A 16,726-nucleotide genomic window follows, 5' to 3' on the forward strand; every position below is an offset into this window, starting at 1 on the left:
CTCCCCCAAGTAGCGGGATAGATCCTTTGCGGGTACAGGGCCCAGACAAGTAACCGCAAGAATGTTCGGGGGGCAACCTTGTCTCTCAACACAGCCACTCCATCCCTGATAAACTGCGACCCTACACCTCTCAAATTCAGACCCCCATGCTCCTGCAAACAGCTTCAATTTCCCGTCGCTTCTCCGTTGCACCCATGATGGATTGGACTGATAGGCACTGCAGGTACTTCCTGCGCCTGCTCTCCAAAAACTCCCTCCTCTACACCGAAATGGTCACCACCGGCGCAATCCTCCATGGCGACCACGAACGCTTCCTGCGCCATAACGAGGCCGAGCACCCGCTTGCCTTGCAGTTGGGCGGTAGCGTCCCGGCAGATCTGGCCGCCTGCGCCCGAATGGCCCAGGACGCCGGCTATGACGAGGTGAACCTCAACGTCGGCTGCCCCAGCGACCGGGTGCAGAACAACATGATCGGCGCGTGCCTCATGGCCCACCCTGCTCTGGTGGCAGATTGTGTGAAGGCCATGCAGGACGTGGTCTCGATCCCGGTAACGGTAAAGCACCGCATAGGCATCAACGGCCGGGACAGTTATGCCGAGCTATGCGATTTCGTCGGCCAGGTGAAAGACGCAGGCTGCACCAGTTTCACCGTGCACGCGCGGATTGCGATTCTGGAGGGGCTGTCACCGAAGGAAAATCGGGATATCCCGCCATTGCGCTACGACGTCGCCGCCCAGTTGAAGCAGGATTTCCCTGAACTTGAGATCATTCTCAATGGCGGGATCAAGACGCTCGAACAGTGCCAAGAACATCTACAGACGTTCGACGGCGTGATGCTGGGTCGCGAGGCTTATCACAATCCATATCTGTTGGCTGAGGTGGATCAACAGTTGTTCGGCAGCACTGCGTCTGTGATCACTCGTGCAGAGGCATTGGCGCAGTTGCGTCCTTATATAGCAGAGCACCTGGCAACGGGTGGATCGATGCATCACATCACGCGCCACGTACTGGGCTTGGGGACGGGTTTCCCGGGGGCGCGGAAGTTTCGGCAGTTGCTGTCGGTGGATATTCATAAGGCCACTGATCCGCTGGCGTTGCTGGATAAGGCCGGGGAGTTGTTGGAGGGGCGGTGATTTGGGTGCCAGTTGGTTTATTTGGAGGCTGACGCCTGCTTTCGAGGGGCCCGCTCCCACATTGGATCGTGGGAGGGGCTATAGAGGTGTGGCGTTAGTGCCCGCCCTTCATACGCCGTGCGATCAGGTAAATACCCAACCCAACCAGCGCCGTAGCCGCGCCAATATAGCCCGTGCTTGTCCACCCATACCCCGCTGTAATCGCCATCCCACCCAACCACGGGCCTAGCGCATTCGCCAGGTTGAACGCCGCGTGGTTGGACGCCGCCGCCAGGCTCGGCGCTTCATGAGCAATGTCCATCAAGCGGATTTGCAGCGGCGCGGCCATGGCGATCATGGTCCCGACCAGGCCGATGCCCAGCAGGACGCTCCACAGCGAGCTGGCGGCGAAGGTGAAGAAAATCAGCACGGCCATCGACCACACCATAATCCAGCCCACGGCGCGAAATTGCAGGCGATCAAACAGCTTGCCGCCGGCGATGTTGCCGATGATGCCGCCTACGCCAAACGCGGCCAGACCGAATGGAATCCACTGCGGCGAGACTTTGGTCACTTCGAGCATGGTCGGCGCCAGGTAGCTGAACACGCAGAACATCCCGGCAAAACCAATAGCGCCAATGGACAGCGCCATCCACACCTGGGGTTTGGTGAAGGCGCGCAGTTCTTTGCGCGGGTCGCTGCGGGGTTCGTCGTGGCGATCCGGTACGAATTGCCAGACCAGCGCGATGGTGCACACGGCGATGGCGCTGACCAGCGCGAACGCCGAGCGCCAGCCCAGGTGTTGGCCGAGGAAGGTGGCGATGGGGTTGCCGAGCAGCATGGCCAGGGTCAGGCCCATCATCACGCGGGCCACGGCGCCGGCGCGTTTGTCGTTGGGCACCATGCTGGAGGCGACCACGGCGGCAATACCGAAGTAGGCGCCATGGGGCAGCCCGCTGATGAAGCGGAAGGCCACCAGCGAACCGAAAGTCGGGGTGAAGGCGGTGGCGAGGTTGCCCAGGGCATATAGGCCCATCAGCAACAGCAGCATGTGTTTGCGCAGCAGTTTGGCGCCGAGGATGGCCAGCAGCGGGGCGCCGACCATCACGCCCAACGCGTAGGCGCTGATGGCGTGGCCGACCTGGGGTTCACTCAAGTTCAAATTGTGGGCGATGTCGGGCATCAGGCCCATGATGGCGAATTCGCCGGTGCCGATCGCGAAGGCGCCCACGGCCATGGCAGCTTCCATTTTGGCGGCGCTGCGCGCGGGCAGCACGTGCCCGGGTGTTTGCTGGATAGTCATGGGTAACTCTGTTTGGATGAAGTGCACGAAGGACAGTCGCCGATGCTACGCAAGCAGCGGCGAAGGTGTCTAGAACAGCCTTTTGCCGCAGAGTTCAGTTTCATCAAACGGCCTGTGACGCCACGTCGCGCCTGTCAGGCTTGACACTGTCGCGTTAAAACCCGCGATTTAGAGCTGTCAATTGGCCAAACAGCGCATATCGGCGGTTTGCCGTGATATTCTGCGCGCCGTCTTGGTCTAGTCTTTCTCCGGTGCGTACACCCGTATACGTCCCGGCGGTTGGCTGTCGCCCAGGTAGCTGAAGCCAATAATGATAAGAAGTCAGCGCAGAAGGGACATAAAAGTGAGGTCGATACGTCGGCCTTGTGTGCCCACCCTGCGGTCCCCGAATGAATGTGCAAACCCCGCGGTGCGTTGCCTGGCGCAGCGTGATTGAGGGTTGCCCATGATCAGGGGCAGTGGGGCGGATGGCGTTCTATCATAGGTGCTACTGATGTTTAAAAAAGTAAACACTGCCCTGCTGGGGCTGGCTTTGTCGATGGGGATCACCTCCGTTCACGCGGAAGAGGCAAAGAAAGTCGATGTGCTGCTGATCGGCGGCGGCATCATGAGTGCGACCCTGGGTGTGTGGCTCAACGAGCTCCAACCGGACTGGTCGATGGAGATGGTCGAGCGCCTGGATGGCGTGGCCGAAGAAAGCTCCAACGGCTGGAACAACGCCGGTACCGGTCACTCGGCCCTGGCTGAGCTGAACTACACCCCGGAAGACAAGAACGGCAACGTTGAAATCCCGAAAGCGGTCGAGATCAACGAAGCGTTCCAGATCTCCCGTCAGTTCTGGTCCTGGCAGGTTCAGCAGGGCGTCTTGAAGAACCCGCGTTCGTTCATCAACTCCACACCGCACATGAGCTTTGTGTGGGGCGATGACAACATCAAGTTCCTGAAGAAGCGTTATGAAGCGCTGCAGGCGAGCCCGCTGTTCGCCGGCATGCAATACTCCGAAGACCCGGTGCAGATCAAGAAATGGGTCCCGCTGATGATGGAAGGGCGTGACCCGAACCAGAAAATCGCGGCCACCTGGACCCCGATCGGTACCGACGTGAACTTCGGCGAGATCACCCGCCAGTTCGTCGCTCACCTGCAAACTACGCCGAAGTTCGACCTGAAACTGTCGAGCGAAGTGCAGGACATCACCAAGAACGCCGATGGCACCTGGCGTGTCAGCTACAAAAACCTGAAAGACGGCACCAAGACTGAAACCGACGCCAAGTTCGTGTTCATCGGCGCCGGCGGCGGTGCACTGCACCTGCTGCAGAAGTCGGGCATTCCTGAAGCCAAGGAATACGCCGGTTTCCCTGTGGGCGGTTCGTTCCTGGTCACCGATAACCCAACGATTGCCGAGCAGCACCTGGCCAAGGCCTACGGTAAAGCTTCCGTTGGCGCACCACCGATGTCGGTTCCGCACCTGGACACCCGCGTGCTGGATGGCAAGCGCGTGATTCTGTTTGGCCCATTCGCCACCTTCTCGACCAAGTTCCTGAAAGAAGGCTCGTACCTGGACCTGCTGACCAGCACCACCACCCACAACATCTGGCCAATGACCAAAGTCGGTATCCGCGAATACCCACTGGTCGAGTACCTCGCCGGCCAACTGATGCTGTCGGATGACGACCGCTTCAAGGCACTGCAAGAGTACTTCCCGAACGCCAAGAAAGAAGACTGGCGCCTGTGGCAAGCCGGTCAGCGCGTGCAGATCATCAAGCGTGACGAAGAGCAGGGCGGCGTACTGAAACTCGGTACCGAAGTGGTCAGCTCCGCCGACAACACCATTGCAGGCCTGTTGGGTGCATCGCCAGGCGCGTCCACCGCGGCTCCGATCATGCTGACCGTGCTGCAGAAAGTGTTCAAGGAACAGGTTGCGTCCCCGGCCTGGCAGGAAAAGCTGCACCAGATCGTGCCGAGCTACGGCACCAAGCTGAACGACAGCCCTGAAGCTGTGGCTAAAGAATGGGCCTACACCGCCAACATTCTGCAGCTGACGCCTCCACCAGCGATTCCGCAGCTGACTGCGCCTAAAGCCACCGAGGCTGCCAAGCCTGCGGCTGAGCCAAGCAAGCCCGCTTCTGACCTCGCACTGTAAGACGTGGGTGAGGTCCTGACTCAGGACCCCGCCGATGTGAAAAGCCCGCTGAACCGGTAACGGTCAGCGGGCTTTTTGTTGGCTGCGGATCAAGCGTCTTCAGTCCGGTTCACGTCGAGGTAGGGCTGGATATCCACGGCATCAATCAACTCGTCGGGCAAGTAACGCCTGGCGTACTCAAGGTAGATGCCCGAGCGCAGGAACAGGTCGAAAATCTCCGGGTCGATGTGCTGGTCTTTTTTCATGCCCACCATGATCTTGATCGCCTCGGATAACGTCTTGCCCTTTTTGTAGGGACGGTCGGCGGCGGTCAATGCCTCGAAGATGTCCGCGATCCCCATCATGCGTGCCGGCCAGCTCATTTGCTCGCGGGTGAGGCGTTTCGGGTAGCCGTTGCCGTCCATTTTTTCATGATGGCCGCCGGCTATTTCCGGGACGTCCTGGAGGTGGCGCGGGAACGGCAGTTTTTCCAGCATGCTGATGGTCTGGATGATGTGTTCGTTGATCTTGTAGCGCTCTTCTTCGGTCAGGGTGCCGCGGCCGATACACAGGTTGTAAAGCTCCCCGCGGTTGTAGAGGTGTTCCGGGACCTTGACCTTGAAGCCGTAGGGATTGTCGTCACCCAGGGTGTCGCGGCTGCTGCGCGGGAACAAGTGGTCGGGACGGTCTGCCAGCAAGGGCTCCATCACGGGAAGCGCTGCCTCGGCCGAGCGTTGTTTGCGGGCAGTTTCATCGTTGGAAATGCCGATACGATCCGACAGTGTCCGCCGCCACGTGCAGGTGGCCAGTTTCTGCATGCGTTCGACGCGGTCCGGCGCCATGAACTCTCCGCCGATATTGGATTGGGCAACAAAGGCGAAATCGTCATCCAGTTGCGCGAGTTTTTCAGTCAGTTCGGTGTGCAGTGTTTCGGCAGCGCCGCCGGCAGCGATACCCTTCCAGTAATCGAGTTCGGCGTCGCGCTTGAGCACCTCGAAGCGCATCCGCACTTCATGGATGCGGTCGTACAGCGTTTCAAGTTTGGTGGCTTTATCCACCACGTATTCGGGCGTGGTGACTTTGCCGCAGTCGTGCAGCCACGCCGCGATATGCAACGCCTCCCATTGCTCTTCATTGAGTGCGAAATCCTTGAGTGGCCCGTCTTTTTCATTGCAGGCCGCGTGCGCAAGCATCTTGGTCAGCTCGGGTACGCGCTGGCAGTGGCCGCCGGTGTAGGGACTCTTGGCATCGATCGCGCCGGCAATCAGTTGGATAAACGACTCCAGTAAAGTCTTCTGCTCGTCGATCAGGTGTTGGGTGTTAAGGGCAATGGCGGCGGTGCTCGACAGTGCTTCGACGAAGGCCATGAGCGAGGGCGTCAGTCGGCGTTCGTTCTCGTCTACCAGCAACACGAGGGCGCCCAGTAACAGGCCGCTTCGGTCCCGCAGCGGTAAAGCCCAAAGCGTCAGTGACGTCTGGATATCCCCCAGAAAACCAAAGTGAGTCTGCAGTTGTTCGCGGCTTAACCGCTCAGGCTTCGCCTGTGGCGTATTGAGCGCCCGTACCAGTGGGTGGCTCGGGTTATCGTCCAGTTCAATCGGCTTATCCCCGGCTGTTTCCTGTAACTCATTGCCCCAACGCACTCGCGCCACTTTCAAGTGGCTGGCATTGGCATCAGCCAGATAGATCAGGCCGCCTTCAGCCCCGGTGGTCCCTTGCATTTCCATCAACAAACGCGCCAGCAGGTTCTGGAAGTTAGTCTCGCTGGACAGCACTCTCGAGAGCTCCAGAAAGTGCTGAATGGTGGATTTCATACTGTCCATGGCGTGCGCCAGGTCGATGACTTCGGCGATGTTCGATTTAACCGGGGTCGAGGCCTCGAAGTTGAATTGTTCTATCTGTGTGGCTTGGCGGGTCAACGCCGCCAACGGCCGGGATGCCGCCCGGGACATTGCCAGGGCCACAAGGATGCTCACGGCCAGAAACGCCAGGGAGATGAACAAGCCGTGATTGCGGGTGGCAATGGCACTGGCCATCAGCTCCCGATACGGCGTGGTCATCCATAACGAAAGGTTTTGCGTACCCGCCAACGGCAGTTCAACACGCATGCCTTGCCATTCGCCATCGGCAGTACTGAGGCTCAATTGGTCGTTGTGCTGTGCGGTGGCCGCTGCCACAAATTGTCGAGTCACTGGCAGGCTCAACTCATCAAGATGCGCCAGGCGATTTTCACCCTTCCCGGTGGCGATCAGCCGCGAGCCTTTTTCAGAACTGATCACCTCGTTTTTTGTATTGAGTACGGTCAGGTGTGAACCCGGGGTTATTTTGGTCGACAGCAACAGTTGGTCGATCGAGTGCAGGCTGATATCGATGCCAGCCACCCCGGCACCATTTTGCGTAGGCTGAGCAAAACTGACGCCCACCTCCTCGGTTCCAAAAAACGGGTAGGGTGCTGTGACAAATAAGGTTCCTGCGGATTTCGCGCCTGTGTACCAGCTGCGTGTACGGGGATCGAACTGAGTGGTGGGGTCGGGCCGGCGCTCCATGACGGACAGGTCGGCATTCAGATACAGGTACTCGCCGACGGGTCTGCCACCCTGTGCCTGTATGTTCTGCAGGGTCCAGGCGGTACCCGGTGGCGGCGCAAGCGTGGGGTCCTGTGTCGGGTTTTCGTTCCCGCGGAACAACATGAAAAAGTCGCCATTGCCATACCCCATGTAAACACCCCGGACCGCCGGCTGCGCCTTCAGCATCGTCACCAGAAACGGGAGGCTGTCGAGGCGTGCATCCAGTGTGGTGGCGCTCATCAGCCGTTGCTGTGACAGCAGGCCAACGGTGAGTTCGGCGGGCCCATACAGGCTTTGCAGCTCTTTGAGGGTGAGTTGCCCGGCGATCTCAAAGCGCGAGCGCGCTTCATCGGCCATGAACCGCTTGGTCTGGAGGAATTGATAGCTGAGGTTGATCAGTGCAAAGAGCAGCAGCAACCCGACGAACAGGTAGGAAATATGCACGTAAAGGGGAACGCGACGAGATGGCATTTTGCAGCAACCCTTCGAAATTGCTCGTCGTGTGACTATAGGTCGTATTTGCGGGGCCAGGAGTGCGTGGAGGCCCGCCGAACCGAGAACGGCCGGCGGCCTTTTTCCAGGGTTTAGCGTTTGGGCGTTGCCACGGGTGGCAACTCGACCTCCCGCTCTGCTGCCGCCAAGGCCGCTTTCAGCCCCTCTTTATCCAGCGCAACACAGTACGCAGGCTTGGCGCGTTCAAACCGCCAGCTTTCATCCAGCCCGCCGGCGTCCACCGCGTCGAAGCCAAACTCGTCCAGCAACGCGATCACGTGCGCCTTGGCGGCCGGATCATCCGCCGCCACCGGGAGCGCACGCCGGTCGGGTGCGCCGCGGCTGCGGGCATCCTGGGTCAACTCTGGCGCACGGATGGCGTTGAACGCCTTCACCACTGTCGACTGCGACAGATGCTCGGCCACCAGCCGGCTGGTGGTGGTTTCAAAACGGTCGAGCACAGGAATGCGGCCATCGCGATCCGGGTAGTAGTTGTTGGCATCCATCACGATTTTGCCTTCCAGCCACTGCGCCGGCACGTTGGGGTAATGCTCGAACGGAATGGCCAGCAGCACCAGCTCGCCAAATTCAGCCGCATCCTGCGCCGTGCCCACTTGAACGCCACGAATGCCGCTCACCACGCTGCTCATCGTCTGGGGGCCACGGGAGTTGCTCAACATCACTTCATGGCCGGCTGCCAATGCCAATTGCGCAACGGCACGTCCGATAAAGCCTGCTCCGATGATGCCAATGTTCATGTCGGTGCTCCTGGATTGAGAGAGTGGTTATGATGATTGGCTACTGGATGAGGATAAATGGCCGTTCTGGGCTTGGTGTTGTTACTGGGAGTGGTGAATGATGGACCGCCTTTCAAGCATGAGTGCCTTTGTGATGGCTGCCGAGCTGGGTTCTTACGCCCGTGCGGCGGAGCGCTTGAGCATGTCGCCGCAGATGGTGGCCAAGCATGTGACGGCCCTGGAGCAGCGGCTGGGTGCCCGCTTGCTCAACCGCACCACCCGTCGGCAAAGCCTGACGGAGCTGGGAAGCGCGTACTACGAGCGCTGCAAACACATCCTCACAGAGGCTGAGGCGGCGGACTCCCTCGCCCAGATCATGCATGACACGCCGCGGGGCACGCTCAAGATCAGCGCCCCGGTGACCTTTGGCTCCTACAGCCTGATGCCACTGGTGACCGGGTTTTTACGGGACAACCCCGAGGTGGAAATCGACCTGCACCTGACCGACCGGTTTGTCGACCTGGTGGAGGAGGGCTACGAAGTGGCGTTCCGCATCGGCCCTCTGGCGAGCAGCAGCCTCACCGCACGGCCGCTGCAGCCCTACCGCCTGGTGGTCTGCGCGGCACCGAAATACCTGGCCGAGCGCGGCACGCCGCTGATTCCCGCAGACCTTGAACACCACGAATGCCTGGGATACGCCTACTGGTCGCGCCCGGTCGATCGCGAATGGTCGTTCTACCAGGGCGCCGTCTTGCACAAGGCGCAGGTCACCAGCCGCCTGCACGTGAATGAGAGTCGGGCCTTGATGACTGCGGCGCTGGATGGTTTTGGCATTGTGCTGGGGCCTGAGGATTTTTTACGCTCGGCCCTGAAACGCGGCGAACTGGTGCGGGTGCTGCCGGAATTTGAAGCGCCAAGCCGACAGATGCATTTGCTTTACACCGCGAACCGCCAGCGCACCGCCAAGCTGCGGCAATTCATCGAGGCGGTACTGCTGCGTTTCGGCCCGGCCTAGACGCTGAAGCCGGTTTTGACCTGCTCATACACATGCAACGCCAAAAGGTTGCTGCTGTCGCAAAGGAGGTAGAGGTGATGCACCGGCAATGGCGGCAATTCAACCCCCGCAATCTCCCGCGTCAATCCCTTGCCCATCCGGCTTTCTTCTACCAACCCCACCGCCATGCCACTGCGGATGCACGCTTCAACGGCGGGTGAGCTCGCGCTTTCCAACAGCACGCGATAGTAAGTGCCGTGCTCCTTCAGCGCCCGAATCGCCGCGGCGCGATAAGGGCAGCCGGTGAGTTGCACGGCAATCGGCAGAGGCGCCTGCGGTGGAGAGCTGAAGTGTTCGGCGGCGACCCACAACGGCTGGATCTCTCCCAGGCGTTCGCCTTGTTCCAACGGCTGGGCGCTGACAATCAGGGCCAGATCCAGCTGCTGGCTGCCGAACAAGGTCAACAGTTCGCCGCTGGAGCGTGCTTCCACCTCCAATTCCAGCAGTGGGTTGTCGGCGACCAGGCGGGGCAGGAAATCCTGCATGAAATCCGGCGCGTACGAGTCAGGCAGACCCAGGCGGATTTTGCCCTGCATGCGTTGCGGCGTGAGGGATGCCAGCAAGCGGTCATGGCTCTTGAGGAATTCGGTGGTTTCACCCAGGAGTTTCCTGCCGTACATGGTCAACTCAACCCCTTGGTTGCTGCGGTTGAACAGGCGTTGGCCGACCTGGTCTTCGAGTTTTTGAATCTGGGTGGTCACGGTCGAGGCACTGCGGTGTACGTGGTTGGCGGCTTCGTTGAATCGCTGGAAGCGGGCCACCGCGTGGAAGGTGCGCAACAGGTCGATGTTCAGTTGCTTGCTCATAATTCCACTTTTATGGATTAGTAGTGCAGCTTATTCAAATATACAGAATCATGCGCGGCACTTAGCCTTTCGGTCAATCACGCGAACCGGAGGCTCAATGAAGCGATCGACCTTAGGGCTGCTGCTGTTACAGACAGTCTTCGTGCTGTCGTGGAGTTCGGGCTTTATCGGCGCGAAATTGGCGGCCCGGAGTGATGGGGTGTTCAACGTGCTGTTCTGGCGTTTTTTGCTGGTGTCTGTGTGCCTGGCGCTGTTTTTGAACGTGCGGCTGCTGAAGGTTTCCCGGGCCCGGATCCGCCATCACGCGGTGGTCGGTTTTCTCTCGCAGTTTCTCTATTTGACCTGTGTCTATGTGGCGATCCAGAACGGATTGCCGCCGGGGATTGCGGCGATCATCGCGGCCTTGCAACCGTTGATGACGGCGGCTTTGTCATCGGGCAGCGTGAACGAGCGCAGTGGCGGTTGGCAGTGGCTGGGGTTGATGATCGGTTTTGCCGGCGTATCGATTGTGATCTCGGGGCAATACCGCAACAGCGGGGCCGACGTCGGGTGGGTCATGTACTTATTGCCCCTGGTGTCGGCGCTGGGGCTGACTGTGGCCACGCTGTATGAACGACGGTCTGCCCAGGCCCAGTCCGGCGACCTTGCCCTGGCGTTGTTTATCCAGTCGTTATTGACCTTGATCGGCTTTGCCGCCGCAGTGCTATACACCGATACGCTGAGCATTCCCCGGGCTCCCGACGTGTTGATCTCCATCATTTGGCTGACGGTGTTTTCTACCTTCCTGGCATACCTGAGCCTGTGGATGTTGTTGCGGGTGATGACGGCCACCCACGTGGCGGCGCTGGTGTACCTGGAGCCACCCGTGACATTGGTATGGGCCGCGCTGATGTTTGGCGACGTGATTTATGCATCCACGTATATAGGGATTGCCGTGGTGGTGGCAGGGCTGATTCTGGTGCGTCTGAAACAACCGGCCGCAGCGTGTACTTCTTGAAAAGGTCAGTTTTTCTTTACCTGCCGTCTGCCCGCGGGTTCAGCAACCTGACAGTTGGCACCTGTTAAAAAGTCTTATAGCCAAGCAGGAGCGCGGCTGGAACAAGGGGGCATTTTTTACTGGTGTAAACGCTGGGCGGTGACGCCCGAGGATTCTGTATGTTGTTACGTTATGCGGCATTGGCGGCCCTGGTCGTCGCGGCTTCCGGGTGTGTAGAGGAGCGGGTCGTGCATGATCGACGACCGGTGCAGCGTGAATATGTAGAAGTCGTGGCGCCGCAACCGCCACCGGTGCAGGTCATCGAGGTCGAGCCTGAAGGGCGGCCAGGCTACCTGTGGTCGCGCGGTTACTGGCGTTGGGAAGGCGGGCGTTATGTGGCGGTGCATGGTCACTGGGAGCCGGAGCGTCCAGGCTATCGCTACGTGCACCCGCATTGGGTACAGCGCAGTGATGGCTATCACTGGCAGGGCGGTGGTTGGGTTCGCTGACCGTATTTGCGTGGCTTAAATCGGCTTCTTCGTACCCAGAAGCCGAACTTCCCTGAGCAGCGCCGCGCCCAACTGGCCGGTGCCCAGCTCCTTGTAACCGACCGCTTTTACATCGCCGTTCTCTTCCGCCTGGATGAGGATCACCGGTGTTTCCTTGCCTGTGCCTTCGTCGACATGCATCGCGTATTGCGGGATATCCAGCTTGATCGGCGTACCTGCCGCCTGGCCTTTCACATTGATCAGAAACGCCGCACAACCGGTATCCACATCCTGGCTGGTGGCGGAGCGGCCGCTGACGAAGCAGGTGGAGGGCAGGTCGGGCCAGGTGATGGCTTCGGCAAGGGCGAGGGAGGGCATCAGCGTCAGGAAAAGTAGCGGAAGTTCGCGCATTTTGGTTCTTCCAGATTTGGGTCAGTAGTCATGCCTATGACGTGGATAGGCCAAAGGTTACGCGAACCGTGAAAGAGAGTTCCAGCCAGCCAGGAGGATTTTGATGCCTGCTTGGCGCAGGCTTGTGTCATCTGATCAATGCTGATCGGTTTGTCGGGGCAACGAATCAGACCTTTCAGCGCTTGAACGCTGACTGTTGTTAGTTGAGGCTCAGGTTTGTTGTTCATGAGTCAGGTCCCTTGGGCAAATTTTTGGATGCGCTGAGTGGCGCTAGGCGGTAAAAAGATAGCCCAACCGCGTTCTTCCCGGCATCGAATACTGCTGCTCAAAGAGATACAACATATGACCGACCGCCACCTCATCATCCCCACCTCCATGCAGCCCATCGTCGAGCGCGCCGGCTACGTGCCGGCCGTAAAAGTCGGCAAGACGTTGTACTGCGCAGGCCAGGTCGGCCGCACGGAAAACCTGGAAGTCATCACCGACCCCGAGGCGCAATTCATCGCCGCCTGGGAGAGCCTGCGGCTGGTATTGGAGGAGGGTGGATGTACCTTCGAAGACGTGGTCGACATGACCACTTACCACGTGAACCTGAGCGAGCACATGGCGGTTTTCCGTGAGGTGAAAAACCGCCTGTTCCCCCGAGGGTTGTGCGCCTGGACGGTCATTGGCGTATCAGAACTGGCCAATCCAGGCTTGCTGCTGGAGATCAAGTGCGTCGCGGTTCAGCGCTGACTCACTGCACCACGCGGTAGCACGGCACGTAGGCAGCGCCGCCCGGCAGTTTCATCCGGTGCTGCTCCACAAACGCTTTCAGCAACTCATCCAGCGGTTTCATGATCGCCGGGTCGCCATGAATCTCATACGGCCCGTTTTGCTCGATCAGGCGGATGCCCTTGTCCTTGACGTTGCCCGCCACGATCCCGGAGAACGCACGGCGCAGGTTGGCCGCCAGTTCATGGGGCGGCAGGGCGTGGCTCAGTTGCAGGCTGGCCATGTTGGCGTGGGTCGGGTCGAACGGACGCTGGAAGCCTTCGTCGATCTTCAGCAGCCAGTTGAAGTGGAACGCGTCGTTGCGCTCGCGGCGGAACTGTTTGACCGCTTTCAAGCCGACGGTCATCTGCCGTGCCACTTCAGCCGGGTCGTCGATGATGATCTGGTAGTGGGCTTGAGCCGCTTCGCCGAGGGTGGCGCCGACAAACGCGTGCAGCTGTTGCAGGTACGGCGCGGCGTGTTTCGGCCCGGTGAGGATCACCGGGAACGGTACGTCGCGGTTGTCCGGGTGCATCAGGATGCCCAGCAGGTACAGGAACTCTTCAGCCGTGCCAGCGCCGCCCGGGAAGATGATGATGCCGTGGCCGACACGCACGAAGGCTTCGAGGCGTTTTTCGATGTCCGGCAAAATCACCAGCTCATTGACGATCGGGTTCGGTGCCTCGGCGGCGATGATCCCCGGCTCGGTCAGGCCCAGGTAGCGCCCGCCGGTAATGCGTTGCTTGGCGTGGGAAATGGTCGCGCCCTTCATCGGGCCTTTCATCACGCCGGGGCCGCAGCCGGTGCACACGTCGAGGCTGCGCAGGCCCAGTTCGTGGCCGACTTTCTTGGTGTATTTGTATTCTTCGGTATTGATCGAGTGCCCGCCCCAGCACACCACGATCTTCGGCTCCACGCCCGGGCGCAGGGTGCGGGCGTTGCGCAGCAGGTGGAACACGTAGTCGGTGATGCCCTGGGAGCTGCTCAGGTCGATGCGCTGGCTGTCCAGTTCGTTTTCGGTGTAGACGATGTCGCGCAGGGCGCTGAACAGCATTTCCCGGGTGCTGGCGATCATTTCGCCATCGACGAAGGCGTCGGCCGGGGCATTCAGCAGTTCGAGGCGCACGCCGCGGTCCTGCTGGTGGATGCGTACTTCGAAATCTTTGTAGGCGTCGAGGATGGTCTTGGCGTTGTCGATATGCGCGCCGGTGTTGAGGATGGCCAGGGCGCATTGACGGAAGAGGGTGTAGATGCTGCCGGTACCGGCTTCGCTCAGTTGCTGGACTTCACGTTGCGACAGCGTTTCAAGGCTGCCTTTAGGGCTTACGGAGGCATTGATGACTTGTCTTTGGGGCATTCTGATTCCCTGAAAGCACAGCCACCGGACCATGGAAGGCCAGTGGCTTGAGGATAGTGCGCGCCGTTTTCGGTCGCATTGGACTGGCATTTTCCCCGGCACTGGAGCCGAGCGCAAACACCGTCGCGCACCATCATGCCGCAGAAGTTACTGAATCAGCTTCCAGTTTTTGTAGAAAAACCGCCGCAAGGTAAAGACCGCTGCGGCAAAGCCGGCGATCAGGCCGTTCAGCACGGACGGCACCAGGGTTGGCCGCACGATATCGATGAACAGGCAGTAGCGCTTGGCGTCGTTCTTGTTGAAGGAGGCGTGCATCAGCGTGTCATCGAAGATAAACAGCGGGTCATCGTGCCAGTAGTGCTTGTGCTTGCCGACCTGAATGTAGACACCGTCGTGGTGCGGCGCCGGCGCCATGTTGTAGAGCACCCGGAACATCATGCGCAGCGGGCCGAAGTGAAACGAGGTGGAGCGGTTTTCATTGAATACCGACACGCCGATGGTTTTCACATAGGGCAGTTTTTCCCGCAGTTGCGGGATATCCAGGGTGGTTTCGATCGGGCGACCGTACCACTGGAAGAACAGCATGCCGCGCTTCTTCTCGGCCATGCGCTCATCCAGGTACTGGATGATTTCGTCCTTGTTGGCCATGGCGTCGTCTATCACCTTTTGCAGGTCTTCGCGCCAGGCCGCAGGCAAGTCGTTCATCTTGTACACGTGGCGATTGCGCTGGCTCAACAGGTCAAACAGCGTGTTGAAGGGGGCCAGCAGCCAGGTATTGCGGCCGTTGCCGATGAAATACTTCTTGATGGTCGGGCCGTCGTACAGGCCATTACGCAGGAAGTCATACAGCCCGCAGAACACTACCAGCAGCAGAAACACCAGGGTGGTTTTCGGGAAGCAATAGATGAACAGCAATACGCCAAGGACCCAGGCGGCGGACGCCAGGCGTTTGCGGATGACACTCTTACTCATGAAACTGGGCTCCATCGGACGGTTTTCGATTGCTTCAAAACCGTCCGCGATCGACTGGCAGGCCAGGCAAAGGAGTCAGTCAACCCGCAGGGCATCATGCCCGAGCTGAAACATATCGAAATAATATGGTCATGATAGGGTGTTATCGCGCTGAGGTGGCGTTTTAAATGCTGGAAATTTGTGAAGTCACTGCACAGTTTTTTACCGTTGTCCCTTTAAAACACCTCGGCTAATAGCCGGATCAGCAGTGTTGCGGATAGCATTTTGTGAACAGAAGATTTGCGACTATCGTGACGCTTCGGTTTTCCGGACGTCTATGAACCGTACGATTGACGCTGTAATGGCCACCATTGGCCTTCGGCACCTTGGAAGAGGCAGAAATTTTATGATCATCAAACCGCGGGTTCGTGGCTTTATCTGTGTGACCGCTCACCCGGTTGGCTGTGAAGCGAACGTCAAAGAGCAGATCGACTACGTGACCGAACACGGTGCCATTGAAGGCGGCCCGAAAAAGGTGCTGGTCCTCGGGGCTTCCACCGGCTACGGTCTGGCCGCGCGCATCAGCGCCGCCTTCGGCTGCGGCGCCGACACCCTGGGCGTGTTTTTTGAGAAAGAAGGCGAAGAAGGCAAGCTGAGCTCTGCCGGCTGGTACAACAGCGCCGCCTTCGAGAAGTTTGCACTGGAAAAAGGCCTGTACGCCAAGAGCATCAACGGCGATGCGTTCTCCGACGAGATCAAGCGCCTGACCATCGAAACCATCAAGAAAGACCTGGGCAAGATCGACCTGGTGGTCTACAGCCTGGCCGCGCCACGCCGTACCGACCCGCAAGGCGTGGTGCACAACTCCACCCTGAAGCCGATCGGCAAGGCCGTGACCCTGCGCGGTATCAACACCGACAAGGGCGTCGTGGTCGACACCACCCTTGAGCCGGCCACCCAGGAAGAAATCGACGGCACCGTGAAAGTCATGGGCGGCGAAGACTGGCAGCTGTGGATCGACGCCCTGCGTGACGCCGACGTATTGGCTGAAGGCGCCAAGACCACTGCGTTCACCTACCTTGGCGAGAAGCTGACCCAGGACATCTACTGGAACGGTTCCATCGGCGAGGCCAAGAAGGACCTGGACAAGAAAGTCCTGACCCTGCGCGAAAACCTCGCTGCACTGAAGGGCGATGCCCGTGTGTCGGTGCTCAAGGCCGTGGTGACCCAGGCCAGCTCGGCGATCCCGATCATGCCGCTGTACCTGTCGCTGCTGTTCAAAGTGATGAAAGAGCAGGGCACCCACGAAGGTTGCATCGAGCAGGTCTACGGCCTGTTCAAGGACAGCCTGTATGGCAAAGAGCCCAAGCTCGACGCCGACGGCCGCCTGCGCGCCGACCTCGCGGAACTTGAGCCGAAGGTTCAGGACGCCGTAGCGGCGCTGTGGAATCAGGTCTCTGACGACAACGTCAATGAGATCAGCGATTTTGCCGGCTACAAGGCGGAGTTCCTGCGCCTGTTCGGTTTCGAGATCGACGGCGTGGACTACGACGCTGACGTCAATCCGACCGTGAAGATCCAGGGCCTGATTCAGGCCTAA

Annotated in this window: 14 protein-coding genes and 1 pseudogene; 7 read left to right on the top strand and 8 right to left on the bottom strand. The window is 59.7% G+C overall.

The genetic code is table 11. The features are described 5' to 3' along the window. Positions 1 to 146: 146 nt before the first annotated feature. Positions 147 to 1,133, top strand: a complete 987-nt coding sequence (gene dusA, locus P3C29_RS00585) for a tRNA dihydrouridine(20/20a) synthase DusA (protein ID WP_275963691.1) — start codon at positions 147 to 149, stop codon at positions 1,131 to 1,133. 94 nt (positions 1,134 to 1,227) lie between these two features. On the opposite strand, the gene P3C29_RS00590 is transcribed toward dusA, so the two are convergent. After that, entirely contained in the window at positions 1,228 to 2,415 is a 1,188-nt protein-coding gene (locus P3C29_RS00590) for an MFS transporter (RefSeq protein WP_201122343.1), read from the bottom strand. A 493-nt stretch (positions 2,416 to 2,908) separates the two neighbouring features. Between P3C29_RS00590 and mqo the strand changes: the two genes are divergently transcribed. After that, positions 2,909 to 4,555 (top strand): malate dehydrogenase (quinone), encoded by a 1,647-nt coding sequence (gene mqo, locus P3C29_RS00595; RefSeq protein ID WP_201122345.1) that lies wholly within the window; start codon positions 2,909 to 2,911, stop codon positions 4,553 to 4,555. Positions 4,556 to 4,644: 89 nt separating this feature from the next. On the opposite strand, the gene P3C29_RS00600 is transcribed toward mqo, so the two are convergent. Both P3C29_RS00600 and P3C29_RS00605 read right to left on the bottom strand, forming a co-directional pair. Continuing rightward, positions 4,645 to 7,572, bottom strand: a complete 2,928-nt coding sequence (locus P3C29_RS00600; protein ID WP_275963692.1) for an HD domain-containing phosphohydrolase — start codon at positions 7,570 to 7,572, stop codon at positions 4,645 to 4,647. A gap of 113 nt (positions 7,573 to 7,685) precedes the next feature. Then, a pseudogene (locus P3C29_RS00605) lies at positions 7,686 to 8,363 on the bottom strand (NAD(P)-binding domain-containing protein); the annotation flags it as partial. An 85-nt stretch (positions 8,364 to 8,448) separates the two neighbouring features. On the opposite strand from P3C29_RS00605, the gene P3C29_RS00610 reads away from it, so the two are divergent. Further along, the gene (locus P3C29_RS00610; RefSeq protein ID WP_275963693.1) at positions 8,449 to 9,345 is read left to right on the top strand and encodes a LysR family transcriptional regulator; all 897 of its coding nucleotides are present in this window, start codon (positions 8,449 to 8,451) and stop codon (positions 9,343 to 9,345) included. Here P3C29_RS00610 and P3C29_RS00615 read toward each other — a convergent pair. Then, complete coding sequence (locus P3C29_RS00615) at positions 9,342 to 10,190, bottom strand: LysR family transcriptional regulator (RefSeq protein ID WP_275963694.1); 849 nt, start codon at positions 10,188 to 10,190, stop codon at positions 9,342 to 9,344. The two genes, P3C29_RS00610 and P3C29_RS00615, sit on opposite strands and share 4 nt — an antisense overlap. A gap of 97 nt (positions 10,191 to 10,287) precedes the next feature. On the opposite strand from P3C29_RS00615, the gene P3C29_RS00620 reads away from it, so the two are divergent. Further along, positions 10,288 to 11,187 (top strand): DMT family transporter, encoded by a 900-nt coding sequence (locus tag P3C29_RS00620; protein WP_275963695.1) that lies wholly within the window; start codon positions 10,288 to 10,290, stop codon positions 11,185 to 11,187. A 158-nt stretch (positions 11,188 to 11,345) separates the two neighbouring features. Continuing rightward, positions 11,346 to 11,675: a YXWGXW repeat-containing protein gene (locus tag P3C29_RS00625; RefSeq protein ID WP_169387457.1), complete on the top strand. Its 330-nt coding sequence runs from the start codon at positions 11,346 to 11,348 to the stop codon at positions 11,673 to 11,675. A gap of 15 nt (positions 11,676 to 11,690) precedes the next feature. Here the strand turns inward: P3C29_RS00625 and P3C29_RS00630 are convergent, their stop codons facing one another. Continuing rightward, entirely contained in the window at positions 11,691 to 12,065 is a 375-nt protein-coding gene (locus tag P3C29_RS00630; protein WP_201122356.1) for a hypothetical protein, read from the bottom strand. Next, complete coding sequence (locus P3C29_RS00635) at positions 12,038 to 12,292, bottom strand: hypothetical protein (protein WP_201122358.1); 255 nt, start codon at positions 12,290 to 12,292, stop codon at positions 12,038 to 12,040. The genes P3C29_RS00630 and P3C29_RS00635 overlap by 28 nt, the downstream gene beginning before the upstream one ends. 115 nt (positions 12,293 to 12,407) lie before the next feature. Between P3C29_RS00635 and P3C29_RS00640 the strand changes: the two genes are divergently transcribed. Beyond that, complete coding sequence (locus P3C29_RS00640; protein ID WP_010176260.1) at positions 12,408 to 12,800, top strand: RidA family protein; 393 nt, start codon at positions 12,408 to 12,410, stop codon at positions 12,798 to 12,800. 1 nt (position 12,801) lies between these two features. Here the strand turns inward: P3C29_RS00640 and ppnN are convergent, their stop codons facing one another. Both ppnN and P3C29_RS00650 read right to left on the bottom strand, forming a co-directional pair. After that, complete coding sequence (ppnN, locus tag P3C29_RS00645; protein WP_003218868.1) at positions 12,802 to 14,175, bottom strand: nucleotide 5'-monophosphate nucleosidase PpnN; 1,374 nt, start codon at positions 14,173 to 14,175, stop codon at positions 12,802 to 12,804. Between the two features lie 147 nt (positions 14,176 to 14,322). Further along, complete coding sequence (locus tag P3C29_RS00650; RefSeq protein WP_201122361.1) at positions 14,323 to 15,147, bottom strand: aspartyl/asparaginyl beta-hydroxylase domain-containing protein; 825 nt, start codon at positions 15,145 to 15,147, stop codon at positions 14,323 to 14,325. A gap of 385 nt (positions 15,148 to 15,532) precedes the next feature. Here P3C29_RS00650 and fabV point away from each other — a divergent pair, with 385 nt between their 5' ends. Then, positions 15,533 to 16,726: an enoyl-ACP reductase FabV gene (fabV, locus tag P3C29_RS00655; RefSeq protein ID WP_010176257.1), complete on the top strand. Its 1,194-nt coding sequence runs from the start codon at positions 15,533 to 15,535 to the stop codon at positions 16,724 to 16,726.

The organism is Pseudomonas sp. 1912-s, from assembly GCF_029269205.1.
Classification (GTDB): Bacteria; Pseudomonadota; Gammaproteobacteria; order Pseudomonadales; family Pseudomonadaceae; genus Aquipseudomonas.